This is a genomic window from Sinorhizobium sp. GQ132, from assembly GCF_059758575.1.
The window spans coordinates 1-24706 of the sequence record NZ_JCAXDX010000024.1 but is presented as its reverse complement, the minus strand read 5'-3'; the positions used below and the strand labels follow the sequence as shown (position 1 = coordinate 24706).

Genomic DNA, 24706 nt, shown 5'->3' with positions numbered 1-24706 from the left:
TATGCATCAGCCTAATGAGCGCCTTGAGCTCGCGCGGCGGATTGGAGGCGATAGTGTCAAGCAAACGTAGAATCATCAGAGGCACTCCCGTTGGCCCCTGTCGTATCAGGTATAGCGACGATGCTCAGCAATGAGGCACGAGTTTCCCTTGGACCTCGGCTGAGGGACAGTCTGCTTCGGGTCGAAGGGAGCCGTTCTTCACGAGCCCTGTGCACGGCTTGTTGCGAGGAGGTTCCCGTTCGGGCCAAAATGATCGCATAATGTATCAACAGGAAGGCGACCGCCTCTCATCAGTCCAGGTTACCTCGACTTCACGATGGCCGCAGATTGCGGTCACGCTCTACCGCTCCGACCTCTTGCTTGGGCATTCTTCACCGCGATTCGGACAGAAGCGTCTTCCAAGCCGCCACCACCATAAGCAGGAGAAGAAGGGCGAAGGGGAAGCCGGTGGCGATGGCGCTCGCCTGAAGTGCGGCAAGCCCGCCACCAAGCAGCAGCGCTATGGCGACGAGGCCCTCGAAAGTGGCCCAGAAGACGCGTTGCGCCACGGGAGCGTCAACCTTGCCGCCGGCGGTGATGGTGTCGATGACCAGCGAGCCCGAATCGGACGATGTGACGAAGAACACGATCACCAGTACGATACCGATTAGGGAGGTCAGTCCCGCCAGCGGCATTGGCTCCAGCATCCGGAACAGTGACAGTTCAGGCGTGTAGGCCGCGACAGTCTCCTGTACACCTTGATAACCATCGTTCAGGAACTGCGAAAGCGCGGTGCCCCCGAAGGCTGACATCCAGAAGATCGACGCGATCGTCGGGATGAGCAGCACGCAGACGATGAATTCGCGCACCGTGCGGCCTCTCGAGATGCGGGCGATAAACATGCCGACAAAGGGCGACCAGGAAATCCACCAAGCCCAGTAAAAAGCGGTCCAGCCATGCACGAACTCGTCATCTGTGCGCCCGAAGGGATTGGACAGCGCCGGCAGATGGGTCACGTAGGACCAGGTGTTGGTGAAGAAGCCGGCGGCGATTTCCATGGTCGGTCCGAGGGCGAAGACGAAGGAAACCAGCAGCACGGCGAGAACCATGTTGATCTCGGACAGGCGCTTGACTCCTGCGTCGAGTCCCGCGACGACCGAAACCAGCGCAATTGCCGTAATCCCGGTAATGAGGAGAACCTTCATCGTATCTGTCACCGGAACTCCGTACAGGAAGTTAAAGCCGGCCAGCGCCTGTTCGGCGCCGAAGCCGAGCGAGGTCGCCAGGCCGAAAAGTGTCGCGAAGACGGCCATGATGTCGATGATGTGGCCGATCCAACCACGTACGCGTTCGCCGAAAATCGGGTAAAAGGCGGAGCGCACCGACATAGGCATGCCCTTGTTGTAGGCGGCCAAAGCCAGCGAGAGGCCGACGACCGCATAGATCGCCCACGGATGCAAGCCCCAGTGATAGATGGTGGCTGCCATGGCGGCTTCGCGCGCAGCCTCAACCGCTTCAGGATTCACCACGCCCGCGGACACCGGGCTGGCGATGCCCAGAGGCGGGTTGCTAAAGTGATACATCGGCTCGAGCACGCCGAAGAACATCAGTCCGATGCCCATGCCAGCGGCGAAAAGCATCGAGAACCAGCCGGCATACCCAAAGTCTGGCATGGCTTCGGCCCCGCCGATGCGCACTCGACCCAGCGGGGACAGTACGATGGCGAGGCAAAACAGGACGAACAGATTGCCTGCTATGATGAACAGCCAATCGAAGGTTGAGGTGAGCCACACGCGCAGTTCGCTAAGCGCCGGGCCTACAGAGTCCCTGAAGATCAGGGTGAAGATGACAAAGCCGACGATGATAGCCGCCGAGACGAAGAAAACCGGATTGTGAATGTCCAACCCTAGAATACGGACGTTGTCCTGGCCGGCTTCGAGGCCATGTTCCTCGGTTGCTGTCGTTTCAACAGATGACATGCTCCCCTCCCTATACTTTCACCGTGCTTCGGTTCGGCCATCGTGCATATGACCGTTTGCAACTTGACTCGGTTATCCTGGTATCGTGGTCCTGATTGCGACATTGCGGCGGTAATTGTGACCTACTGTGGGACCCTCACGCCGCGCCGTCGCATCAAGCGCTCGCCGGGACTGCCGCCGGCGCTGTGGCCGAGCAGATCGACAAATTTCGGAGAGCCTCCTTATCCGGCGTGCATAAGCGGAAGCAATCGTCGGCAGGTGTGTTAGCGCCACGCAAAGGAGATGGCAGGCATCCATGAAAAACGTTACCATCATCGGGGTCGATTTAGCAAAGAACGTCTTTCAGCTGCACGGGGCGGCGGCTGACGGATCAGTCGTATTTCGCAAGAAGCTGTCGGTATGAGTTCGGCTATGTTGCCCCGCAAGGCATTGGCTATCTGAACCATCTGTCAGAGACGTTGAGGATGAAGACACCGAGCTACCGGGTCTGGTCCGCGATACCTGCTGCGATCTGCTGAACCTGATCGTCCAACTGACCGGTCGGATCGACATGCTGGAGAGGAAGATCGCTGCATTGTCGAGGCATGGCACGATGACCAGGCGCTTACGGACCTGCCCGGTGTGGGGCCCATCGGCGCCCTCGCTGTGGAAACCTTCGCGCCCCCCATGGAAACGTTCAAATGCGGCCGGGATTTTGCCGCCTGGCTCGGATTGGTGCCGCTGCAGAAGTCGACCGGCGGCAAGCAACGGTTAGGGAAAACGTCGAAGATGGCTCAATGCGATATTCGACGTCTGCTCATCATCGGGGCCATGGCACCCGAAGGCTCCTGGCTTGCCCGCATGATGGCGAAGAAGCCGCGCATGCTGGTCGCGATCGCGCTGGCCAACAAGATGGCACGGGGCATCTGGGCGATGCTGACGAAACAGGAGGATTACCGGGGTCCGGCGATGGTGGCTGCATGATCAGCAGCAGCGCACCTGAAGCCGGTCCGTCGGCGATGTGAGGAAGGCATCAACCGCATGGGCAAATGATCGATCAGATCGGGGTCAGGAGAACCAGTAAAAACCACAGAGCTTCAAGCTCGCCGTGAAGATTTGGACCTGATCCGCGCATCACCATACCGGCCCGCGGCATGTGAATGGCCGCAACGGAGAGGCCTGACACAAGACCGCAACTCGATCACATGCTCAAAAGTTCAAAATCTTCCTTGCAACACGGCTGGCATCCACACAAGGTTTTTCGATGCGGGCCGCGGCGCGACGGTGGCGGCTGGGCCTGTGTCGGCCCGCGTTGAAAAACCTCCCAAGGAGGAGGCCGTGGGGGCTGGGTGGAGCGCCTATGGGGAAAGCGTGCGGCTGCGGTTGCTCAAGGTGGCCATCGGTGGGAGCGTCAGGCGCAGAAGGGTAATCCCGAAGGCTTGCAATAAGACGGTCGGCATCGGGGTCGCAGGTCTTCGTAGGCTGGCCTCGGCGGTGTTGCGGGGGGCCGGCTTGCCTGACGCAGACCGGCGCCACCCCGAAACGCATCGCAGATCCCGGCCGGCCTTGGCTGATGTGACATGCGTTTCGTCATGCGGCGTCCTTTCGGGGTGGCGCGCGGAAGCTGGGTTGCTGGCCACGGCGGAATATCTCGACGATGCGCATCGGGCCGCCGCAGTGCGGGCATGGCTCTCTCAGCGTGAGCGGGGTTCTCTCGGTGTTTGGCGCGTCATCCTCGAACGGCGCGTCCACCCTGAGTAGTGTTCTGATCTTTGCGACGTTGGCCTTGCGGCCTGCACTGGCGAGCAGGCCGTAATGGCGGATGCGGTGGAAGCCGTCGGGCAGCACGTGGATCAGGAAGCGCCGGATGAACTCGTCGGTGGCCAACCGCATCACCTTTTGCCGGTCACCGGTCTTGATGCGGTAATCCTTCCAGCGGAATGAGACCGTCTCGGCATCTGCGCTGATCAGGCGGCTGTTTGAGATGGCGGCGCGATGGGTGTAGCGGCTGAGATAGGCCAGCACGGCCTCGGGGCCGCCGAACGGTGGCTTGGCGTAGACGATCCAGTCGGATTTGCGCAAGGGGGCAAGCCAGGCGGCGAAGGCACCCGTCTCCGCGAGCCCCGCCAGATCCCCGAAGAAGGCGAGGTCGCCGGATTGATGCAGTGCCATTAATCCTCCGACAAACAGCCGCCGGAACAGACGCGACAGGACCTTTACGGGCAGAAAGAAGCCGGGGCGGCATGAGATCCAGCGCGTGCCATCCGGCGACAGCCCACCGCCGGGCACGATGATGTGCACATGCGGGTGATGAGTCAGTGCCGATCCCCAGGTGTGTAGCACGCTGGTCATGCCGATGCGCGCGCCGATCGGCGGCGATGGTGGTCAGCGTCTCCGCCGACGCCCGAAACAGCAGGTCATAGACCGCCTTGTTGTTCCAGTAGGCGATTTGCGCGATCTCGGCCGGCAGGGTGAAAACCACGTGGAAATACTCGACGGGCAGCAGGTCTTCGGCACGGGCGGCCATCCAGTCCCGCGCGGTAGGCCCCTGACACTTGGGGCAGTGCCGGTTCTTGCAGGAATTGTAGGCGATGTGGTTATGGCCGCACTTCGCGCAAGCCGCCACATGCCCGCCGAGCGCCTCGGTTCGGCAGGCTTCGATCGCCGCCATGACCTTGAGCTGGGTCAGGCTGACATGCCCGGCATTGGCCCGCCGCCACGCCGGGCCATAGCTACGAAAGATGTCGGCGATCTCCAGACTTGGCCGGATCACCGCACCGGCGCTACTCCAGTCCGCGTCGGAGCGTTTGATCCTGCAGCTTCTTCAGGGTCTCGAACGGGCTGACCGTGTCGCGGATCGTCTTGGTGGCGACATGGGTGTAGCGGGCGGTGGTCGTCAGCTTGGCGTGTCCGAGAAGGACCTGGATCACCCGCAAATCGGTGTTCGCCTCCAAAAGGTGGGTGGCAAAGTAGTGGCGCAGGGTGTGCAGCGTCGCGGGCTTGGCGATCCCGGCCAGGCTCTTGGCGGCGGTGAAAGCCCGGTTGAGCTGCCGCGGCGAGATCGGACTGATCTTCGGCTTGCCGGGAAACAGCCAGCCCTGCGGCCGCGCCTCGCGCCAATAGTCGCGCAAGAAGTCGGTCAGCGCCGTGTAGCCGCCGGAATAGCCGAGATCCCTGATCTCGCGGAAAAGCCGCCGCGCTGTCAGGCCGGGATAGGTCTGCACGCGTTCGCGAAGATAGGCCGCGAACGGGTCGATCACCGTCGCTCTTGGCTTGCGCGGTCCATAGACCGGAGCCTCCGGCCCGCGCTCGATGTACTTGCGCACGGTCTTGCGATCGATACCAGCCTGCCTGGCGATCGCTGACACCGACAGACCTTGCCGATGTAGATCCAGGATCATCATCATCTCCCTCAGCTTGATCACCGAAATCCCCCTTCCGACCATCGGAAGCAGTATCGGTGATGACATGTGACCGATCTTCCGGGGCGCGCCCCGGAAGACCGGTCGGTTACGGCGCAAACTGGGGAAGATTCAAACGGCACATTTGGGGAGTATTGTTCCGGTATCGACACCAGCCCACGGATGCGCATGTCTTCGATCATTCGCTCGCGCAGCGGGGTGGCCCTCTCCTCCGTCATGGCAACCTCCTGTCTGAAGATTGAGAACACCCAATCGTCAGCCAGGACGGCAAAGCCGCAAATGCACGGCGTTCAGATCATTGCTGCACCCTCACCACGGCACCAGCGCCGCGCGAGCGGCTTCGTCCATGGGCCGGAGGCGGACCTCATGCTACTAAGGCGGATATGAGAGAAGCAAACATCCGAGGCGCGGTGTGGAGGTCTGAGACTCGCCCGAAGCCGGGAACTATGATGGCCGCAACGGCACTACGCCGACAGGCGCGCCTCGGCAAAATGGTCGGCGGCTTCTTCCAGCACCTCTTCTGCCCACTGGTTGAGACTCTTTCCCGAAAGCTCAGCAGCAAGAGCTGCTCGGCGATGGACTTCGGGAGCGACACGAAACATCATCTTCCCGGAATAAGGTCGCTGAGGCTCTTTGCCGTTTTTCCTGCAGGTCTCGAGGTAGTCATCCACGGCCTCATGGAAGGCTTTCTTGAGTTCAGCGACACTGTCACCGTGAAAGCCGATTACATCGGAGATACCTGCAATCCTGCCGAAAAACACTTCGTCCTCAGCGTCGAATTCGATGCGAGCGTGATACCCGTTATAGGTCATGGTGTTCATGGTGTTACTCCAATCTGCATCAGGAACTCGCGAGCATCGCGCACCTGATAACGCTTTGCTTCCTTGTCCGGATGAGGTCGATGGAAGCTCGCAATGATGCCGTCTTTTTCAACTCAACGCGCGAACCGTTCCCCTCAATGACGTCCGCTCCGGCAGCCACAAGCAGGTTCTCTATAGCGGCCCATTCAATGGTTCCCGAGGCCGGGTCCTTGAATATGGCCGCGAGGGTCTTTTTCTGCTTGCTGTTCATGCTAGCAAATATAGACGCTTGCTGATTACGCAAGCAGGAACACAACAGCATCTTCAATTCATCCCAAAGATCGAATGAGTGGGCGTGGTGGGCAATATCACGGGTCGGCAGTTCGTTCGGTAAGCGCAATTTTCGCTTCACGTTGACGCCTGCGATACGCAAGGTCGCCGCGATATGCGGCTTTGGTTACGTGTCGGACGTCTTAAGGAAGTTGAACGGCAACAGATCGTCAAGGCCTGTATCGACAACGCGCTGGGGTAGCTCTGTCAGGGTGTAGCGCAGCCAGGCTAGTGGCTCGATACCACGGGCGCGGCAGGTCAGCATCAGACTGAGATCATGGCGCAGGCTGAGGCTGTATCCGTCGCTGCCGGCTTCACTTCGAGCGATGCCAATGCTTGCTGCGATCACTCGCCCGACGAGAAACGCCAGGCCGCGCTTGTCCTGCAGCAGGCAGCCTGATCGCCAAGACCTGCAACATCACCCCTGTGGCAGGTCGGACATCCGCAACAGCGCGTCGCAAAATGCACGTGCCGCGGGACCGAGATGCTCATCGGTGCTGTGCATCAGGAAGGCGGGTGTCAGCGTTTCGCCTTGCGGGCCGAATTCAGCGGCGGGTACCCGCACGAGCCGACCTTCCGCCAGGTCTCGCTCCGCCAGCCAGAGCGGCAGGTTTCCCCAGCCGATACCGGCGCGGATCAGCGCATGCTTCGTCATGTTGTCACCGACCCGCCAGGTTCCCGGGGAGAGGACATTGAAGTCACGGCCCTGCGTAAGTGGGGAGGGGTCTTCTGCGACGATCTGCACATGATCGGCCAAGTCCGCTGCCGTGATCGGATCACCTGCCGCAGCCCGAAGCCCAAGCGGGTGGTTCGGGGAGACGACTGCCGCGCGCGTGACAAATGCGAGTGACCGTCGCTGGATACGTGGATCAGGAATGTCGATGCCACTGATCGCCAACACGCAACGACGTTCCCTGAGCGCATGCACCGCTTCTCCGAGCGATGCAGTAAGCACCCGCACCGCAACGGAGGGATAAGCCTCATGCAGTTCCCTCAGCGCCGCACCAGCGAGCCAGAGCGGGAACTGTGGATCGAGCGCGATTGTCAAGCCAAGTTCCACTCCTTCACCAAGGCCCCGCGCCCGCGCCCGCATCGTATCGGCCTTGAGGAGGATCGCGCGTGCGTCACTGAGCAACGAACGGCCCTCTGGCGTCAGCACCGGGCGATGTCCGGAGCGGTCGAAGAGACTGAGCCCGAGCTCCGCCTCCAGATTCGCTATAGCGTGGCTTACCGCCGACTGGACGCGGGAAAGGCGCGCAGCGGCCGCGCGGAAACTGCCCGTCTCCGCGATGGCGACGAAGATACGCATTTGGTCGAGCGTAAGAGCATCCAGCATGATCTATTCCATCGATCGACGTGAACGATCCTTTCTCAATTATCCTGATCGATTTCCCATGTCATCTATTGGTTGAAAAAAACAACCAGCGCTGACCGGCACCGCGGCAACGCCCCCGCGTTCGTGTCACCCAGTGCAAAGCAAGGATCAGGACAGATGACCAAGGTGCTCGTGCTCTACTATTCCTCCTACGGCCACGTCGAAGCGATGGCGAAGGCTGTCGCGGAAGGCGCCGGACAGGCGGGCGCCACCGTGGCGCTCAAGCGCGTGCCGGAGCTCGTGCCGGAGGCGGTTGCCAGGAGGTCAGGGTACCGGCTCGACCAGGACGCCCCTGTTGCGACCGTCGCCGAGCTTGCCGATTACGATGCGATCATCATCGGCACGCCAACCCGCTACGGCAACATGGCGAGCCAGATGAAGAACTTTCTCGACCAGACCGGCGGCCTTTGGGCCGAGGACAAGCTCATCGGTAAAGTGGGCAGCGTCTTCACCTCGACGGGCAGCCAGCACGGCGGGCAGGAGTCGACGATCCTGTCTACGCACATCGTCATGCTGCATCTCGGCATGGTTATCGTGGGCTTGCCGTACAGCTTCAAAGGCCAGATGCGCATGGACGAGATCACCGGCGGTTCGCCCTACGGCGCTTCCACGCTGGCAGAGGACGAAAACCACGGCGATAGAAGCCCCAGCGCCAACGAACTGGACGGCGCCCGGTTTCAAGGCAGACATGTGGCCGAGATCGCGGCTGCCATCACGCTGGGTCACAGACAGCGCCTGCCGGAGCTGGTCCGTTGAACATGCCCCCGTTCGCAGCGGCCGGATCAGCCTGGCCCAGGATCGTCCTTGTCGTAGGCGCGGGCGTGGTGTCCGCCTTCCAGGTCGGCAAAGCACCGATGGCGCTTGCGGCTGTGCAGGCGGACCTGGCACTCAGCCTCGCCACGGCATCGTGGCTCATCTCGATCTTCGCTGTTACTGGCGCCTTGGTCGGTGCACCGATCGGACTGGCTGTCGACCGCATCGGCGCCAAACGAATGGCCGTCGCCGGCCTCCTTCTGCAGGCGGCGGGTTCGGCGCTCGGAGCAGTATCGGCGAGCGCCGTCACGCTGCTCGCGACAAGGGTTGTCGAAGGCCTAGGCTTCCTCTGCGTAGTCGTTGCGGCACCCGCCCTGATCACCGCAGCCGCACCAAATCATATCCGCGACAGGGCCATGGCTCTCTGGGCAACCTTCATGCCGATCGGCATTACGGTGATCATGCTGGCCGCGCCTCTGCTGAGCCTCCTAACCTGGCGTGGTTTCTGGCTCTTGAACGCTGCAACCCTCGTCGGGTTTGCGTTGCTTCTCGGGTGGAGCCTGCGCCTGCCGGACACCCATTCTCGACCACACCGGAATATCCGTCAGGATATCGGCGAGGCACTTGTTTCGAAGGGGCCTTGGGTATTGGGAGGGTTGTTTGCGGCGTTCTCAGCCGCCTACTTCGCCGTATTCGGCTTTCTGCCGTCGCTCCTTTCTCAGCGCCTCGGGATCAGCAACGAGGCGGCGAGCATGCTGAGCGCGCTGGCAATAGCGGCGGGCGGCGTTGGTAATCTCGTGTGCGGGCAGTTGCTCGCCCGCGGCTTCCCGGCGGCACAACTGCTGCTCTTCAGCTTCTGCACCATGGCCCTTTGCGGGGTCGGTGTCTTCAGCCAAGTTCTTTGGGCCGTTGCTGCCTATGCTCTCTGCGTCGTCTTCTCCTTGGTCGGCGGGCTGATTCCCGTCGTGATCTTTGATAGCGCGCCGCGCAAAGCTCCACGTCCAGAACTCGTCGGGGTCACTATTGGCTTCGCTATGCAGGGCAATAACCTTGGTCTGATCATCGGCCCAGCCACCGCCGCCGGCATTGCCGGCGCATTCGGCTGGCCAATGGTTTCCGCCCTTGTCACAGCGATCGCCATCGCGGCAGCGCTGCTGGCGCTCACCTTCAACGGCAGACAATAAACTGGAATCGGCCGCGATGATGCGCCTCACTAAAACAGCCGCAGGTCCTTGGCGCTACCACCGCTGGACGCCTCAGCTTGCTCCCAATCCACCGGACTGCTTCTAGGCCGCTGGCTGAGGTGGTGACAGTCGCCCAGTTACCTGGGCGAAGGTCGACTTGGAGCCCAACCCGGTCCCTTCAGGTGTCGCCGTCAGCGGCACAGGTGGCGCACTTGATGCCGTAATCGGGAGACGAAAGGTAGCGGTTGAGGCACGACATTAGCGGCTACATATTGGGGCTCCCGGACACGGCGCGGCCGGGGCCCTCTTCATCGGCGGCATTGCCGCCCGCACTTCAAGGCGAGGGATAGGAGTCGACGTCCGGACGGGGCATGATGCCGACTGCTGATCGTCTGAGGGAACGACGTCAGGTCACTAGCTGTCCAACGGCACGTGTGCGCCATGAGCGGACAAGAGGCCCACCCTTGCTTTCCCTAAGAGTGGACAGCTCAACCGGATTTCGCCACCCCTGCGTATAGTCTCCGCAACATGGCAGCGCTAATCCTTAAATCCCTGATCCGTCGAGCTCTCTCTCGTCTTCGCCTTCCCAGGGTGAGGGCATCGAGGTGCGATCGAGATTGGCCGAGGGCATCGGCATCCAACACTTCAATTCCGGCTCGGCGTATTCGATGATGCGGCCGGGCGAGGAATCAGAGGCGCGCCAGCCATCTGCACCGAACTGATCGCCATTCGACCAATATACGAGGTCAACTTCTGCCGCCCCCTGCTCGGACGGGCGGATCGTGACCAGAATCCGACTGCCGTCTTTCGGCGCGCTTGCCATGTGTCGCCAGGGGTTTGGTTCGGCCATTATTTTCTCCTCCTGCCTCGCTGCAGGAACGGCGCTGCTGTTCGTGCCCCGGGATTTTGTCGGGTTAAGCGTTGCTCAGTTGTTCTTGATTTGCTCGACCGCAGCCGCGAGCAGTTCATCCATGATGCTGCGAATCTGAGTATCTGATAGGACTACGCCGGCCACATCGAAATCGGTGCGCACCTTGCGGAACACATCATTGTCTCCTACCTCTTCGAAGTCTGCCTGCACCACCTCCTTGGCATAGGTGTCGGCATCCGTGCCCGTTTTGCCGAGCTTTTCGGCGGCCCACAGGCCGAACAATTTGTTGCGCCGGGCCATGGCCTTGAACTTGGTTTCCTCGTCCATCGCGAACTTTTTTTCGAAGCCTTCCTGGCGATCTCTTATGCTCACGGCTTAACCTCCCGGTTCCGGTACGATTTCCGACGTGCCCGATATCCACCGGATCACGGAGCTCGTCGGAATCTAGCATGGCGCGGTTGGACGACACTCGCAAGTCCTGATCGTGTCAACCGGTGGACGCAAGCTCGTGGCAATCCTTGCGGGGCGACTGCGAAGTGGGCGCGACCCAGAGCACTCAACTCGTCAGACCGAAGAGGACCTTTTCGAAGAACTCCCAGCTTTCATCCATGGCAAAGGCTGCAGAAATGTAAGGAAGGCCGATGTGACCGTAGCGGACCGACAGCTGCCGCTCCGCGATCTCTTCCTCAATGCCAGCGATCTGCTGAAGATAGAGCGTCGAGGCCAACCCCGTTCTATCAGCGCCGGCTTGGCAATGGATGAGTATCGGCTTGGGTGCGGTTTGCAGCAACGCGATCAGCTGCCGCGCCTGCCGCAGCGACACCCGTTTCGAAGCCGACAATCGGAAATCAAAATGAGCGATGCCGTCCCGGTTGGCGGCATCGACCTCCCGCAGATACCAGTCTTCGCTGCTCTCGCCCCGGAGATTCACGATGGATTTGATGCCGTATTGCCGTGCATAGCTCGCGACGTCCGCGGCAGAAGGCTGTGCCGATCGGTAGAGCTCCGCCGGCAGCACCTCGTGGAAATTGCCGGTGAGTTGGAGAGCACCCAGATAGGCGCCAAGAATAAGCGCGGTTGCGCCGGCCGAGCCTGCGACTGCCTTCAAGAATCTGTTCATATTCAACCCTGTTGTTGCACACGAAAGTGGGCGAAGTCAGCACACCTGGCTTTCCGCCTGGAGCGCCAGGCGCGTTTTCTGCCGCCGTAACGGCGAGTTCCGGTCGGCCTCTTATCATCCGTGATTGCCGTCGGATCCATGATTGGGGGAGCAATATCTCCTGGGACCTGTCCAAATACTGACAAGTCTGTGGGACTTGGCTTGGCAGCGCCCTCCACCGTCTGGGGTTGCATGCTCACAGTAAGCATCACCGGCAGCCCGGCGCTTCACCCCCTGTGCGTCATACGAGAACTGCGGGTTCGGAGCACGGAATAGGCGATGGCCCCCCCGATCACGAGCAGGGTCACAAGCAATGCCCACTGTGGCGCGAGGTAAGGCACCCAGCCGAGTTCTTTCGAGAGGCCAAAATTCCAGATGATCTTTGCTCCGATCAAAACGAGCACGAGTGAGAGGCCGTACTTCAGGTATTTGAAATGCGCCGCCGCTGCGGCGAGCATGAAGTACATGGAACGCAAGCCCAGGATGGCGAATACGTTGGAGGTGTAGACGATGAAGGGATCACGCGTGACCGCAAAGATTGCCGGGACAGAATCGACGGCGAACACGATATCGGCGGTTTCCACCATCGCCAGCGCTAGAAAGAGCGGTGTCGCGTAGAGCGTCGCGTGTCCGGTCGCGGGATGCGGGAGGCGCAGGAAGAAATGGTGGCCGTACAGTTGGTCTGTCACCCGCAGGTGTCGGCGGGCGAAGGCCAGAATTCTGTTGTCCTCAAGCGTGAACTCCGCATCGCGTCCGGTGATCATCTTCCAGCCAGTGTAGATAAGGAAAACCCCGAAGACGTAGAGCACCCACGTCCACGAATTCACGACCGCGGCGCCAAGCGAGATGAAAATCCCGCGAAACACGATCGCTCCTATGATCCCCCAGAACAGCACACGGTGCTGATATTCGCGAGGGATGCAAAAGTGGGTGAAGATCAACGAAATGACGAAGATGTTGTCGAACGCCAGCGCCGTTTCGAGGAGATAGCCGGTGAAGTATTGGATGACCGCCTGGCGGTTTAGATCGGCGGGAATCTCGTAATACTGCGGATCTGGCACATACAGGAGGCCGACATACAGTCCGAACAGCACGGCCAATGTGGCAAAACTGGCCCACATCAGCGCGCTCTTTTTAGGCGAGATGACTTGGTCCCTTCGGTTGACGATGCCGAGATCAATCCACAATAAGCAGCCAATAAGGCTTAGGAAGCCAAGCCAGAGCCAAACCGTCTGTCCCGCAAACTCAATGGAAAGGGAGTTCAAAGGGCCGCTCCTTTCACCGCCGAGACTTAATCGCGTGCTATGAAGGGACTGCGGGTGGAGAAGCACCACCGCCTAAGCGGGGGCAAAATGTGCGCTCACGCCCACAATCCTCCAGTCCGACATCGCGATCGCTCTACGACCGCCAGAGGGGCCCGGTCTGGCACAGATAGGATAGGATTTCCGGTAAGCTAGTCAATTCCTCCGATAAGTGTACGGGCGCGTATCGGCGCCAGCTGGTCTTCCTGTTTGCCCTTCCGCAGAGGGATTGGACTTGTCGCGACGACAGCCCGACCAATTCCAAAGCTGTGCAGGGTCAAAATCATCGAACCATCATCACGGGCACAACCTGTGCGTCGATCATCGCTTGAGTAACGCCGCCGAAGACCTTTTCGCGAATACGCGAATGCCCGTACGCGCCCATGACGATCAGATCGGCCGACGTTTCGACCGCATGCTCGTTGAGGACGTCTTCGACCCGACGTCCGGCACCTCGAAGCCGATCGATCGTCACCGTGATGCCGTGGCGAGCCAGATAGGAAGCGATGTGATCGCCCGATTCTTCGGTTGCCGCCTCGACCGCTCGAGACTCGACCAGGACAACGTTCACGCCGTCGGCACCTCTCATCATCTCGAGCCCTTCTCGTGCGGCCCGCACGGCTTCGACGCTGGAGTTCCACGCCAGAAGAATCTTGCTCGGTTTCAAGTTTGCTGATCGGAGATCGGGCGCAAGGAGGATCGGGCGCGCCGAATGGAAGAGGGCACCTTCTATCATGAGGCGCCGCAGACGTTTATCCGCTCTCAGGCTTGGACCGATTAAAGTGATGTCGGAATATCGAGCACATTCTCCGAGATCGTGTTCTATCCGCATCGAATCTGCGTATCTTCCGAGGACATCGAAAGAAATGCCGGTGTTGTTAAGAGTTTCCCGAGCTCGCTCGATCGCCTGGCCGAGTTCCTCTACGTGACTGGTCCTGTCGTAATCCCATGAAACAGCCGCAAAGTCTCTGATCGGAGGCAGCGTTGCCATTGCCGCGGGCATAACTGTGAGGTGCACATGGTGCGCAGAGCAAAGATCCGCAGCTGCCCGAAGATCACCTTCGAACTGGTTGACACCAACCACAAGGAGAAGGGTTTTGTAGGTCATCATCTGATCTCCCGAAACCGGTGGGTGGAGAACAGTTTGCGCTCACCTAATGACGGGCACAAGAACCTCGCTCGGAATGGACGCACAGCTCTTTGGACGTCAGGTTTACCGAGTGCTTGAAGACCGACCGATATTGGCGCTGCCGGCGGCGGGATGGTTCAAATGGCTGTACCGCGGGTTCCTTGAATATTTTGGCCCTGGAAGAGTCGTCACGCATCATGTCGCGGACATGAGGAAACAGCGCCGGACGTCACCGCTTTGGGCTGCCGAGCAGGAATTACCCGCAATACCGATTTCCTCCTGCCGCGGATCCGCAATTCGGAAGTGATGTTGTGCCTGCTCGCCAGGCAACAAAAAAGGCCGGGCAAACCCGACCTTCCTCACATCGCTTCAATTCCAGTGCCAGTACATCCGTGGTCAAAGTCTCAAGCGACTTGCGGCCCCGGGAACATCCTCAGACGCTCGCCAGCAAGGCCGATGGGCAGACATATAGGGGCAGATTGTGTTCGCAACAAGTCCATCATGCTCCTTGCGGCTATCTTCTTACCGCATCAGACCCGCGGCCCGAAGCGCATCGTTTATGACCTTGGCGATCCTGCCGTCCGAAGCGGTCCCAGCGGCGTTCGGTCGCGACCTTGCGTAGTGCAATGCCTTCTTTATCGTGGATGACGCCGAATTGGGTTCTTCTCGGCGGACGAGACTGCCGGCTGCCTCAGCCTCCTCTACATCTGCCACCGTGGCCAGACCCCATGAATGGGCGATACGCACAGGCGAGGAAATCCCAGTCTCAAGCATGTGCGGACCGGCTCTCCCGATCGGTATATCGCTGCTCGTCGCCAGAGGAACGCCGTGGGCCATGCCTTTGACGGAGTAGGCCTCGACGACCTGCCTGCCTTTCGCGTCGAGCCAAACTTTGCGGGTATGGCCGTGTATCAACTCGCTCCGAGTTGGCTCCGTGGCGAGGCCGTGAACGCCGGACCATTGCTTGACGATCTGGTCTGCGTTCCCGGGTCGGACCGTCTGGTCATGCGTCCCGTGCCAGATCGAAATCGAAGGCCAGAGCCCTTTGTGGTTCGATGCGCTCTTGAGTGCGGACTGAAGCCTGGAGACAGACGGCGGATTGCGGCCTTGCATTCGCTCGAACGCCTCAGCGACCGTGCCTGCCACACCATAAGGCAGCCCGCTGATGATTGCGCCGCCCGCAAATATGTCGGGATAGGTCGACAGCATGACGTTCGCCATTGCGCCGCCTGCTGACAGGCCTGTGACAAAGATGCGCTTGGGATCGATGCCTTGCGACTGGACGAGATGGCCGATCATCTGCCGGATGGACAACGCCTCTCCCGCATCCCGCCTGATGTCGCCTGGCTCGAACCAGTTGAAGCAGTGGTTGGCATTGTTCGATCGCTGCTGCTCGGGATAGAGCACCGCAAATCCGCGTCGCTCTGCGAGTTGAGACCAGCCGGATCCAGTTGCATAGCCCTCTGCCGTCTGTGTGCAGCCATGCAGCGCGACCACAAGCGGGGCGTCGGGGGCCATGATCGACGGCAGAAACAGCCACGCCTTCAATGTTCCAGGATTTGAGCCAAACCCGGCGATTTCGACCAAGCGGTGATTTTGTGGGGGCTTGTTGAGCAATGCCGTCTCCTCGGCCGCCAATTGGGCCTGAACTGTTGATGTGGGGACGAATGCTGCGTCGCACAATGGGATTCTCAGGTTAATTCGCATGCCCATTTTTCTGAGGCCTTACAGGCGGTGCAAATTCCAATGGAAAGCAGAGCCGCCGACAAATCGGGGCAGGGATGCCATGCACCCCGCGGATTATCTCACGACGGACAAGCCTCCATGGCCACAAGGCACGGAGGCCGCGCAGCGAAGAAGGGCAGGTCGCGCCGCCGTTTCCTCCAAAAGATGACCGGAGCGCCTGACATCATCTGCGAGTTTGGCTCACGATCCTGACCTACCGCGATGGCGGCTGCAACATGCAAGATTACTCCCTGCAGCGTTGCCAAGCACCTTGGAGAGGCGGTGGTTGCCTCGATCTGGCGTGAGCCAAGGCGGGCGTAGCTCCGACTAGGAGCTATGCCTACTCGCATGTAAGGCCAGTCCGCCGACGCCCATCTCGGGCTTCTTCAGAGCCAGCCGCGCCTCTTGAAATACAGGAACGGCATAACGGCCGAAAGAATCATCAAGCCGATCGCGAACGAGCGTCGGCGGGAGAAATACGACCGCCGCCACGGAGAAGATCTTGATGATCATGTCGGCATTGCCGGCGGAGCAGATGGTCCGTACGCATTACTAAGTCAGCAACCGCTCAGACGCTGGCATTCAATTCTGACAGCTCACACACGCTATCGCCGCCGCCCACGCACCCGGTGAACCCCGATTGCGTCAACGACAGTGCCGGCGTGGTGACCCGGTATTCCCTACGGCCGAACTGCCGCGATCGCCCGGACCACACGGTCGACATTCTCGATCCGACAAGTCTCACCCATAAGTCCGATTCGCCAGATGCGCCCCGCGAGCGGCCCGAGTCCTCCGCCGATCTCTATCCCGAACTCGTCGAGCAGGCGTCTGCGCGCGGGGCGCGGAGCCAAACCGTATTCAGCTGCGGCAGCCGATGTCCTTGTCGAAAACGAAGCCGACGCCCAGCCGCCGGCCCGGGAGCTCATCTTCGGGCGACGATGCGAAGGCACATATTCCAGCACTTCGCGCTCATCCGTCTTGGTCGTCACCTATGGCGGCAGTTACACCCGCAGGAGTGCGCTCATTTCGTATGCGTTGTTTAGAATATTCACATATCCTAAATATATGCATCCTAGGATTCTCCCATCAGGAAGTTGCATGCTGTGATCCATGGCATGGACCTTTCGTCCGTAGATGCACCGATTTGGAGGAGCACATGTTTGCATTTGGTGCCGGCGCTGACGCGAAGGCGATTCTCGACGCAATGAGCAAGTCTCAGGCAATCATCGAATTCAAGCTCGACGGCACGATTATAACCGCGAACGAGAACTTCTGCCGTGCGCTCGGCTACCAGTTGGGGGAAATCGTCGACAAGCATCATCGAATGTTCGTCGATCCGACCGAGGCTGCGACGGCTGACTACAGAAATTTTTGGGCGAGGCTCGCATGTGGTGAGTACGATCGGCGCCAATATAAGCGCATTTCAAAGGACGGCACTGAGATTTGGATTGAAGCATCCTACAATCCAATCTTTAGGGGAGGTAAGCCCTACAAGGTTGTTAAGTTCGCCACCGACATCACGGCCCAGAAGCGGAGGGCTGCCGAAGACAGTGGCAAGCTCAACGCAATTTCCCGTTCTCAGGCTGTCATAGAATTCACACCTAAAGGCGACATCCTAACCGCGAACGAAAACTTCCTGACGACCATGGGATATCAGCTATCTGAAATTCAGGGCAAGCACCATTCCATTTTCTGCGAGCCGAGCTACACCAACACCAAAACGTATAGCCAGTTCTGGGACAAGCTGGCCGGTGGTGAGTTCGTTTCGGATGAGTTCATGCGGCTTGGAAAGGGTGGCAAGAGGGTGTTCATCCAAGCAACCTATAATCCAATCTTCGACATGAACGGCAACATTTTCAAAGTCGTGAAATTTGCGACCGACATCACGGCCCGGGTGGGCAATGTCGACCAACTGGCTGGCGCACTGAACGCCCTGGCCGAGGGGGATCTGACGCAGTCGATCGCAGTGCCGTTCCTACCAGCTCTCGACAAGTTGCGGGTAGACTTCAACGGGGCTTCCTCTAAGCTCCGCTCGACTTTGCAGACAATTTCCGAGAACGCCGGCGCAATCGCTTCCGCCTCCCAACAGATACAGTCTGCCTCGAATGATCTGTCGAAGCGCACCGAGCAACAGGCCGCATCGGTAGAAGAGACGGCGGCCGCTCTCGAAGAAATCACTACAACCGTCAGCGACTCAAGCCACCGTGCTCAGGAGGCCGGAAAACTGGTCCGCAGGACGAAGGAGAATGCAGAGCACTCGGGCAATGTCGTCGGCCAGGCGGTTGAAGCCATGGGCAAGATCGAAAAGTCAGCCAGTGAGATTGCCAACATCATCGGCGTGATTGACGAGATCGCTTTCCAGACCAACCTTTTGGCGCTCAACGCCGGTGTCGAAGCAGCGCGTGCCGGAGAAGCCGGCAAGGGCTTTGCAGTTGTTGCACAGGAAGTTCGGGAACTGGCCCAGCGTTCCGCCAAGGCTGCAAAAGAGATCAAGGAATTGATCAACGCATCCAATGAGCACGTGAAGAGCGGCGTCGCGTTGGTGGGCAATACTGGAAAGGCCCTGCAGGAGATGGTGACCCAGGTTATGCAGGTTGACGGCAATGTAGAGGCCATCGTCGTAGCTTCCAAGGAGCAGGCAACTGGTCTCAAGGAAATCAATACCGCCGTCAACACGATAGATCAGGGCACACAGCAAAATGCCGCTATGGTCGAGGAGACTTCAGCGGCAGCTTGCAGCCTCGCGCGAGAAGCAGAGAAACTATTCGAACTTTTAGGGCAGTTCGACGTCGGTACAGGGGCCGGTGCCCACCGTACCGCCCCGACAGCAGTCAACGAGCAATCCCGACCCGTGGCGTCCGCGGCTGGTCGCATGACAGCCATGGTGGCGTAGGCCTTTAACGGCAACGCTGCAGTTAAAGCTGGTGAAACGAGTACTGATTTCTCGCAGCTACCGCGTCGTTATGCAAAACGGCTCGTTTGACAACATTGTCGAACGAGCCGACATAGTGGCCTTCGCGGACAACGCTTACAGATGCTGCTCTTCGTTCGCGTAACCAGTCTCTTAGCTCCTCTGACGCATGCACGGCTTCATGACCGCACTTTCGTAATGCACCAACGCCCAGCAGTCGGAGCACTCGGCGAAAACGCTTCGTTGCACACTCCTATCAGGCGGCGATTCCCGGCCGAGGAGCACGAATGATTGAGGGTCCATATGTGCAGGGCGCCTTTGCAGCCCGGCAGACAATCACGCTGCGACCCCCGCCAAAGGCGCATGCCGACCGGGATTGAACGTAACAGGTCAGCGACTGCTGTGACTCGCGCCACAGCTCGCCGCGGCTGCGCAATAGATTGCCGTAACTTCATCGGCACTCACGGGTCTACTGAAGAGGTATCCCTGAAGTTGGTCGCAACCCGACAGGCGCACGGCCGTTGCCTGCTGTTCCGTCTCGATACCCTCGGCCGTGACAGGGATCTGCAGCGCATTGGCGAGGGCCACAGTTGCCTGAAGGACGGCTCCGGCATTTTGATCGACCTTCAGCGCCGCCACCAGCGAGCGATCCACTTTCATACGGTCGAACCCAAAACGCCGAAGCGATCCGATGCTGGCATATCCAGCACCGAAATCGTCCAATGCAACTTTGATGCCGATCTTCTTCAACCCGTCGATTGCGCGACGGGCCTGTTCTGGATTGGAAATTAGCACACCCTCCGTCACCTCGATTGTCAGCCGGTGGGGGTCAAAACCCGCATCTCTAATTGCGGCTGTGACCTGCTCGACGAATCGCGGGTTTTTGAGCTGCAGCGGAGAAATGTTAACTCCGAGACTCAACGCCGGCCACGCCGCGGCGGCGTTCAGCGCCGTCGTCAGTACCTGCAGGCCGAGCAAATCAATCATGCCGGCGCGCTCAGCAATCTGGATGAACACGTTGGGACCGATGGCGGTTCCGTCCTCCCTACGCCAGCGCGCTAGCGCCTCCACGCCGGTCACCGCGCCGGAGCGAGCATCGATTAGTGGTTGGAATAGAACCGATACACCACCCTTCAACAGCGTGGTGCGCAACTCGCTTTCTAGTTCCGCCTGTTGGAGGGCGTCATCGTCAAAGCTGTTGTCGAAGTCGATAGTCATGCCGCGGCCGAGGTCTTTCGCACGGTAAAGTGCGATGTCGGCGCGGCGCATGAGTTCGGCGATCTGCACCGAGCCGAGCGCAGACACCGCCACGCCAATGCTACAGCCAATCTCGATCGACCGTCCGTCAATCTCGAATACGCTCGCCAAGGCTTCTTGAAGCCGCCCGCCGAAGCTTGGGGCGAGCTCAGCACCAAGTTCGTTAATTGTCACCACCGCGAATTCGTCGCCGCCCAGGCGAGCAGCAAATGCGTCCTTCGACAAGGTGTCGCGCAGCCGGTGGGCAACAGCGACAATGAGGGCGTCTCCAACCGCGTGCCCCCAGACGTCGTTGACCGCCTTGAATCCGTCCAGATCGATGAAATGGAGCTTCACCTGCTTCCCGTTCAGTCTTAGGGGGTCGGAAACAGCAGCAAACTTCTCGAGCAGACCTGCGCGGTTCAAGAGGCCCGTCAGAGGATCATGCAGGGCGCGTCGGCGCGAAGCGAGTTCGCTTTTGCGCAGATTGCGAATCGTTATGCCACCCGCGAATCCGATGGAACAGAGAAACAGGACTAAAATCGCGCCTGCGGTTCGTAGGTCGCCGTCGACTTTCTCGTAGCTTTTTGTGCCTGGGGCCATCGAAGGCCAAGTGAAATAGGCGACATCGTCGGACGACACACCTTTCAGGGCAACGGCCAATCGTCCCGCAGCAGGCTTCAACTCAAGACGCAGGTCCGCAATTGCGAAACTGTTGGACACCTCGGCCACGACGGCCGGGGTAATCAGCTTTGCGAACACGAGCACATAGAAATCTCCCGGAACGAGCGACTCATCGCGTTCGAACGGTTGGATCGCGGCCGCGCCGATTAGTTCGGTTCCGGCGGAGGAGCGTGCGAAATGCACAGGAACTTCGTCGGACATTCTCACCCGTCTCGCCGCGTCGAGCAATGTCCGGAAATCGTCAATAAACTCGCCCGGCATGACGCCCATAGGAACGCCTTTACGGTACGCGACAACCGGCAGATTCTCGCTATCGACAACGATAACGGTGTCATAAAGAGGGTAGTCGGCGGAGGTCGACGCCCAATTCTCGATAATCCAGTCGGCGCGTGTGTCGGCGTTCACCTCGGCATAGGCATCGTCCCAGTACGCGTTGTCGCGCAAGGTCGCCGCCATCTGCTTGCGAAGCGCCTGCACCGCTCCCGAAGTTGCTTGCAGGGCTCTTTGGTCATCGATGTCATCGGCCGTCGCCGTGAGGGTAGCGATGGAGCCCGCAATTAATCCGGCGAGTGCGGCTGCGACCAAGATAAATACAGCAGCGACGAGCAGCACCAATAGCTGTGTCTGGCGGTTTTCCGAGAGTTTATTCCTGTGCATGGGATGATACCTGCGGGGATTGTCAAAAAATTCCTCGGTCCGTCGGCCGGGAAGCAGGAGGCATCATGCCCGCGCTGCGCGCTGCGTCGTGAACGTACATGCTGCTACGCTAATGGAGGCTTAACGTGCTTCCTCGAGGGAGGATCTGCCTTCAGATGGCATCGCGCGGAAAATGTCGGCGACTACCAGCTGCCTGTGTGCCATCCGCGTTGCCCTTCTTGGCGCGCGAAAGCGTAGCGCCGAAATCGCAGAGGCTTCGTGTCGTGAGGTTGGTTCGGTTCAACGTCACTGCGACCAATCTTGCCGCCTCTTTGGTTTTTCCTACGGCCGGTTCGCTCAACGGGCAGGTATTTCGGCCGGAAGGAAGGTGATGCTGGGGAGGTTGTTCCCTTTTCGACAGATTTCCGGGGAGTTTGGCTTGAATTTCCTATTTTGCCCCCTCCTTCGCATTGCCAGCGTCTCGCTCAATTTCTATCCTGACGCATGATCCGCACCCGTTGGTGCGCCAAAGCCGAAGGAAACTGGAGGCCGATGGCATCTCAGCTCGATATGTTTCCCTCGCCGTGTGAGCCAGGCGATGATATTTTTGTGAAGCTGCCACCGCCCCTGAAACTGCGGCATCAGAGGCGCCTCGATGACGAGAGCATGGCCCAGTTCCTGGAGGAGCGCGGCAGCGATCGCGTGCTGCGCGGCGGCCTGCAGAAGCCGACTGTCCCGATCCCGCCTGAAATCACCCGCCTCACAGAAATTTCCGATGAGATGGTTGCCGGGCAGATGATTGATGTCGGCTTGCTTGGAGCATTGATCGATCCCGCCGACGTCGTAATCGCCCACAATGCCCGCTTCGATCGTCCCTTTTGCGAGGCGTTCTCCAGCATGTCGGAGATCTATCAGTGGGAAGAGGCCGTCCCACCCCTAAAAAGGCTGATGGCGTTGATCGATACAAGGGGTGATCCGGAGGGCATTGACGAGCATGCCACGGCAAGCAGTTTGCGCAGGCTCGTTACCGCGATGGCGGTGCAGTCTCGAAAGGTATGAGGAAGGGACAGCGGCAGCAGGATCACCGTCCGGCGTGCTCAAGGTTGGATCACTATGAAATCACCATGGAAATTCATTGCCCGACTGACGTCGCGTCGAGCGTCGGCGAAAGCGCAGGACAGTTCGACTGGCAATGACACCGATCCCAAGGCCCTCGAGAGCGAAGTGGAGCATGCGTCCGCACTTCTACCCAGTTCGAAGCTAGTTGATCAAGAGTCGAGTGCATCCGATAAGGCGAAAGGTGGTGACAGTGTTGCGCAGGTAATAAGACCACCGGTCGATGATGCACAAGCTCACGCAGCGGCGCGTCGTGAACCTGACAACACGGTTGGCGAACAGCCTTCGTTGGTGCGAAAAAACGCGGCAAGCACAAAGTCGCAAACGAAAGCACGGATTAAACGACGAGAACGTGGGGAGAAAGCCAACGCGCAGGTGGCTGCACAGACCCCTGTCACCGCAACGGATCATTCAAACGTGCAACTCCCGTCTTCACGGGATCTGTTCTTTGATGAAGTGGCAACACTCGATGCAGAAATCAAAATGCTGAGGAACCAGCTCGCTCAAAAGCTTCGTCTGCAGAACGTTCAGCTCAAGAAGATGCTCGAGCGCTTCGATGTTTCGTGAGCGTAGCGACGCTCCGAGTCACGTCATTGAGACGACAGCTCGTAGCCTTTACTCCCCGTTGATCGGCACACTGCAGGCATAAGCCTAATATCAACCATCCGTAAAGCAGACTCTTTTGCTTGAGTTGACTCTGCGGTGCTCTCGGCAGAAAACAGGCAATGACCACAGGAGGAAATTGTTGATGGCTGACGAAAGTAACACGGGACCGATTGCTGCAACTGAAGCGGCGAACGCAGAAGTGAAAGCACCGACGACCAAGAAGCAGAGGTCGGTACGGCGTCCAAAGACGGCTGCCGAACCAGTGCAAGCTTCATCAAAGGCGTTGGCCGCGAAACCCAGAAGGTATAGCGAACAGGAGAAGAGCGAGAAGCTCAAGCTGATTGAGACGCAAGTCCAAGGCAACAGTACCCTCAAAGACGCTATCAAGAGCGCCGGCATATCGGAGCAAACCTACTACCATTGGAAAGGCGCTGCGAAGACCGTCAAGCAAAACGACACTAAGGGTATTAAAGGCACCAGGCCCGTGCCGGCCGGCGATGAGTTGGCAGACCTTGTCCAACTCGAAGAGGAGAACCAAAGGCTCCGCAAGCTACTGGCGGAGAAGCTGCGGGCGGAAAACGCCGAACTGCGCAAAAGACTTGAGCTGGATTGACTTAAAATTGCAGGCGTTGGTTCTTCAGCGGCCATCCGGCCCTGCGGTACGCCGGCAATAATTTCTCGATAGACCGGGCATAGCCGCGAATAGGCCCCTAGGACGGCTAGTGGCACGCAAGTAAGCTGCGAAGTTGGCGACGCGAAGGACGCGGCGCCGCTTCGGGTGCCGGGCAGTTGAAGTGTGCCGGGAAGAGCTGTATTTGTCCGCCAACAGTAGCGCCGATCGGCGTTGTTCTTTTTACGGACTCAGGGATCGAGAGAGTATATGAAAACGCCACAGCGGAGTTTCGTTGTCGAGTTCAAGTCGGGGCGGCGACAGTCAAAAACTCGGACAAATTCCATCTGGGGGGACACTGACCTTAAGGCAGTGGCCCGCGAAGTAGAAGACAAGGTCCCGCATCTTTTCAAGTCAGATGAAGCACCGGGGACTCTTGAAGCAGATGACGCGGCTCTAACTGCTCCCGTGACTGCGAATTTCGCGAACGAACCCGCAGGCGATGACATTTCTGACCAAGCAGCGCCAGCGTCGGCCGACGGTAGGGAAATTGAAATCGCGAAGCAGCATGAGTTCGATTGCCCGGCTACCGAAGCTGTTGCGCAAGTGCAGGACAGTCAGCAGACATCGCAGCCGACAACAACGTCAAAACGCACACCTCGAAAGCGCGTCGGCCGGCGCCCCACCGACGCGACTACGCATAGCTCAATGGCCGCACTCGAGGATCCCAAGACTGCCGCGGATCCGATCTCGTTCGACGAAGTGGCCGCCCTTGATGCTGAAAACAAGCGGCTTAAGCGGCTGTTGGCCGAACAACTTCAGAGACAAAACCTGCAGCTCAAGAAGATGCTTGAGCGGTTCGAGGCCACCTGAAGAAGGGGTTGGGGGCGTAGATGCCGGTAGCTCCGGCTCAAGCTTAGT

Annotated in this window: 18 protein-coding genes and 6 pseudogenes; 8 read left to right on the top strand and 16 right to left on the bottom strand. The window is 59.5% G+C overall.

Annotated features, from left to right (window positions below):
* Positions 1-371: 371 nt before the first annotated feature.
* Positions 372-1958, bottom strand: coding sequence for a BCCT family transporter (locus tag AC6CIG_RS28815; protein ID WP_498324281.1), 1587 nt, complete (start codon positions 1956-1958; stop codon positions 372-374).
* Between the two features lie 621 nt (positions 1959-2579).
* Here AC6CIG_RS28815 and AC6CIG_RS28810 point away from each other — a divergent pair.
* A complete protein-coding gene (locus AC6CIG_RS28810) occupies positions 2580-2921 on the top strand; it encodes a transposase (RefSeq protein WP_430300825.1) in 342 nt (113 codons plus the stop codon).
* A gap of 606 nt (positions 2922-3527) precedes the next feature.
* Here the strand turns inward: AC6CIG_RS28810 and AC6CIG_RS28805 are convergent.
* From AC6CIG_RS28805 to AC6CIG_RS28780, 6 genes and pseudogenes are all read right to left on the bottom strand, one after another.
* Positions 3528-4710, bottom strand: a pseudogene (locus AC6CIG_RS28805) (IS91 family transposase).
* Positions 4711-4720: 10 nt separating this feature from the next.
* A complete protein-coding gene (locus AC6CIG_RS28800; RefSeq protein ID WP_267880152.1) occupies positions 4721-5362 on the bottom strand; it encodes a tyrosine-type recombinase/integrase in 642 nt (213 codons plus the stop codon).
* Between the two features lie 461 nt (positions 5363-5823).
* Positions 5824-6180 carry a type II toxin-antitoxin system HicB family antitoxin gene (locus tag AC6CIG_RS28795; RefSeq protein WP_018098192.1) on the bottom strand — a complete coding sequence of 119 codons (357 nt, stop codon included), beginning with the start codon at positions 6178-6180 and terminating at the stop codon, positions 5824-5826.
* A pseudogene (locus AC6CIG_RS28790) lies at positions 6177-6430 on the bottom strand (type II toxin-antitoxin system HicA family toxin). The gene AC6CIG_RS28795 and the pseudogene AC6CIG_RS28790 overlap by 4 nt, the downstream one beginning before the upstream one ends.
* Before the next feature lie 186 nt (positions 6431-6616).
* Positions 6617-6760 (bottom strand): annotated as a pseudogene (locus tag AC6CIG_RS28785) (transposase domain-containing protein); the annotation flags it as partial.
* Positions 6761-6907: 147 nt separating this feature from the next.
* Complete coding sequence (locus AC6CIG_RS28780; protein ID WP_498324280.1) at positions 6908-7825, bottom strand: LysR family transcriptional regulator; 918 nt, start codon at positions 7823-7825, stop codon at positions 6908-6910.
* Positions 7826-7981: 156 nt separating this feature from the next.
* Between AC6CIG_RS28780 and wrbA the strand changes: the two genes are divergently transcribed.
* Together wrbA and AC6CIG_RS28770 are read left to right on the top strand one after the other, a co-directional pair.
* Entirely contained in the window at positions 7982-8620 is a 639-nt protein-coding gene (gene wrbA / locus AC6CIG_RS28775; RefSeq protein WP_498324279.1) for an NAD(P)H:quinone oxidoreductase, read from the top strand.
* A gap of 2 nt (positions 8621-8622) precedes the next feature.
* Entirely contained in the window at positions 8623-9801 is a 1179-nt protein-coding gene (locus AC6CIG_RS28770; protein WP_498324283.1) for an MFS transporter, read from the top strand.
* 544 nt (positions 9802-10345) lie between these two features.
* Here the strand turns inward: AC6CIG_RS28770 and AC6CIG_RS28765 are convergent.
* From AC6CIG_RS28765 to AC6CIG_RS28730, 8 genes and pseudogenes are all read right to left on the bottom strand, one after another.
* Positions 10346-10651 carry a hypothetical protein gene (locus AC6CIG_RS28765; protein ID WP_102763017.1) on the bottom strand — a complete coding sequence of 102 codons (306 nt, stop codon included), beginning with the start codon at positions 10649-10651 and terminating at the stop codon, positions 10346-10348.
* Positions 10652-10726: 75 nt separating this feature from the next.
* Positions 10727-11044, bottom strand: a complete 318-nt coding sequence (locus AC6CIG_RS28760) for a DUF1476 domain-containing protein (protein WP_102763016.1) — start codon at positions 11042-11044, stop codon at positions 10727-10729.
* Positions 11045-11228: 184 nt separating this feature from the next.
* Entirely contained in the window at positions 11229-11792 is a 564-nt protein-coding gene (locus AC6CIG_RS28755; RefSeq protein ID WP_437408904.1) for a dual specificity protein phosphatase family protein, read from the bottom strand.
* Positions 11793-12058: 266 nt separating this feature from the next.
* Positions 12059-13096: a TerC family protein gene (locus AC6CIG_RS28750; protein WP_437406214.1), complete on the bottom strand. Its 1038-nt coding sequence runs from the start codon at positions 13094-13096 to the stop codon at positions 12059-12061.
* A gap of 319 nt (positions 13097-13415) precedes the next feature.
* On the bottom strand, positions 13416-14240 hold the full coding sequence (locus tag AC6CIG_RS28745) for a universal stress protein (protein WP_498324282.1): 825 nt from the start codon (positions 14238-14240) through the stop codon (positions 13416-13418).
* 543 nt (positions 14241-14783) lie between these two features.
* Positions 14784-15968, bottom strand: a complete 1185-nt coding sequence (locus tag AC6CIG_RS28740; protein WP_498324278.1) for an extracellular catalytic domain type 1 short-chain-length polyhydroxyalkanoate depolymerase — start codon at positions 15966-15968, stop codon at positions 14784-14786.
* 404 nt (positions 15969-16372) lie between these two features.
* Positions 16373-16502, bottom strand: a pseudogene (locus AC6CIG_RS28735) (magnesium transporter); the annotation flags it as partial.
* Positions 16503-16666: 164 nt separating this feature from the next.
* Positions 16667-16892: pseudogene (locus AC6CIG_RS28730) on the bottom strand (alanine--glyoxylate aminotransferase family protein); the annotation flags it as partial.
* A gap of 250 nt (positions 16893-17142) precedes the next feature.
* Between AC6CIG_RS28730 and AC6CIG_RS28725 the strand changes: the two are divergent.
* On the top strand, positions 17143-18879 hold the full coding sequence (locus tag AC6CIG_RS28725; RefSeq protein ID WP_498324277.1) for a methyl-accepting chemotaxis protein: 1737 nt from the start codon (positions 17143-17145) through the stop codon (positions 18877-18879).
* Positions 18880-19287: 408 nt separating this feature from the next.
* Here AC6CIG_RS28725 and AC6CIG_RS28720 read toward each other — a convergent pair whose 3' ends face one another.
* Positions 19288-21474, bottom strand: a complete 2187-nt coding sequence (locus AC6CIG_RS28720; RefSeq protein WP_498324276.1) for a putative bifunctional diguanylate cyclase/phosphodiesterase — start codon at positions 21472-21474, stop codon at positions 19288-19290.
* Between the two features lie 549 nt (positions 21475-22023).
* Here AC6CIG_RS28720 and AC6CIG_RS28715 point away from each other — a divergent pair.
* From AC6CIG_RS28715 to AC6CIG_RS28700, 4 genes and pseudogenes are all read left to right on the top strand, one after another.
* Positions 22024-22371: pseudogene (locus AC6CIG_RS28715) on the top strand (hypothetical protein); the annotation flags it as partial.
* Positions 22372-22566: 195 nt separating this feature from the next.
* A complete protein-coding gene (locus AC6CIG_RS28710; protein WP_498324275.1) occupies positions 22567-23136 on the top strand; it encodes a hypothetical protein in 570 nt (189 codons plus the stop codon).
* Between the two features lie 181 nt (positions 23137-23317).
* Positions 23318-23788 (top strand): transposase, encoded by a 471-nt coding sequence (locus AC6CIG_RS28705; protein WP_498324274.1) that lies wholly within the window; start codon positions 23318-23320, stop codon positions 23786-23788.
* Between the two features lie 267 nt (positions 23789-24055).
* Complete coding sequence (locus tag AC6CIG_RS28700; protein WP_498324273.1) at positions 24056-24658, top strand: hypothetical protein; 603 nt, start codon at positions 24056-24058, stop codon at positions 24656-24658.
* Positions 24659-24706: the final 48 nt, after the last annotated feature.

Bases quoted from the DNA above. Each gene is read 5' to 3' on its own strand.
- AC6CIG_RS28815 (WP_498324281.1), bottom strand. From the start codon at position 1,958: ATGTCATCTGTTGAAACGACAGCAACCGAGGAACATGGCCTCGAAGCC.
- AC6CIG_RS28795 (WP_018098192.1), bottom strand. From the start codon at position 6,180: ATGAACACCATGACCTATAACGGGTATCACGCTCGCATCGAATTCGAC.
- AC6CIG_RS28780 (WP_498324280.1), bottom strand. From the start codon at position 7,825: ATGCTGGATGCTCTTACGCTCGACCAAATGCGTATCTTCGTCGCCATC.
- wrbA (WP_498324279.1), top strand. From the start codon at position 7,982: ATGACCAAGGTGCTCGTGCTCTACTATTCCTCCTACGGCCACGTCGAA.
- AC6CIG_RS28770 (WP_498324283.1), top strand. From the start codon at position 8,623: ATGCCCCCGTTCGCAGCGGCCGGATCAGCCTGGCCCAGGATCGTCCTT.
- AC6CIG_RS28765 (WP_102763017.1), bottom strand. From the start codon at position 10,651: ATGGCCGAACCAAACCCCTGGCGACACATGGCAAGCGCGCCGAAAGAC.
- AC6CIG_RS28755 (WP_437408904.1), bottom strand. From the start codon at position 11,792: ATGAACAGATTCTTGAAGGCAGTCGCAGGCTCGGCCGGCGCAACCGCG.
- AC6CIG_RS28745 (WP_498324282.1), bottom strand. From the start codon at position 14,240: ATGACCTACAAAACCCTTCTCCTTGTGGTTGGTGTCAACCAGTTCGAA.
- AC6CIG_RS28740 (WP_498324278.1), bottom strand. From the start codon at position 15,968: ATGCGAATTAACCTGAGAATCCCATTGTGCGACGCAGCATTCGTCCCC.
- AC6CIG_RS28725 (WP_498324277.1), top strand. From the start codon at position 17,143: ATGTTTGCATTTGGTGCCGGCGCTGACGCGAAGGCGATTCTCGACGCA.
- AC6CIG_RS28720 (WP_498324276.1), bottom strand. From the start codon at position 21,474: ATGCACAGGAATAAACTCTCGGAAAACCGCCAGACACAGCTATTGGTG.
- AC6CIG_RS28710 (WP_498324275.1), top strand. From the start codon at position 22,567: ATGAAATCACCATGGAAATTCATTGCCCGACTGACGTCGCGTCGAGCG.
- AC6CIG_RS28705 (WP_498324274.1), top strand. From the start codon at position 23,318: ATGGCTGACGAAAGTAACACGGGACCGATTGCTGCAACTGAAGCGGCG.
- AC6CIG_RS28700 (WP_498324273.1), top strand. From the start codon at position 24,056: ATGAAAACGCCACAGCGGAGTTTCGTTGTCGAGTTCAAGTCGGGGCGG.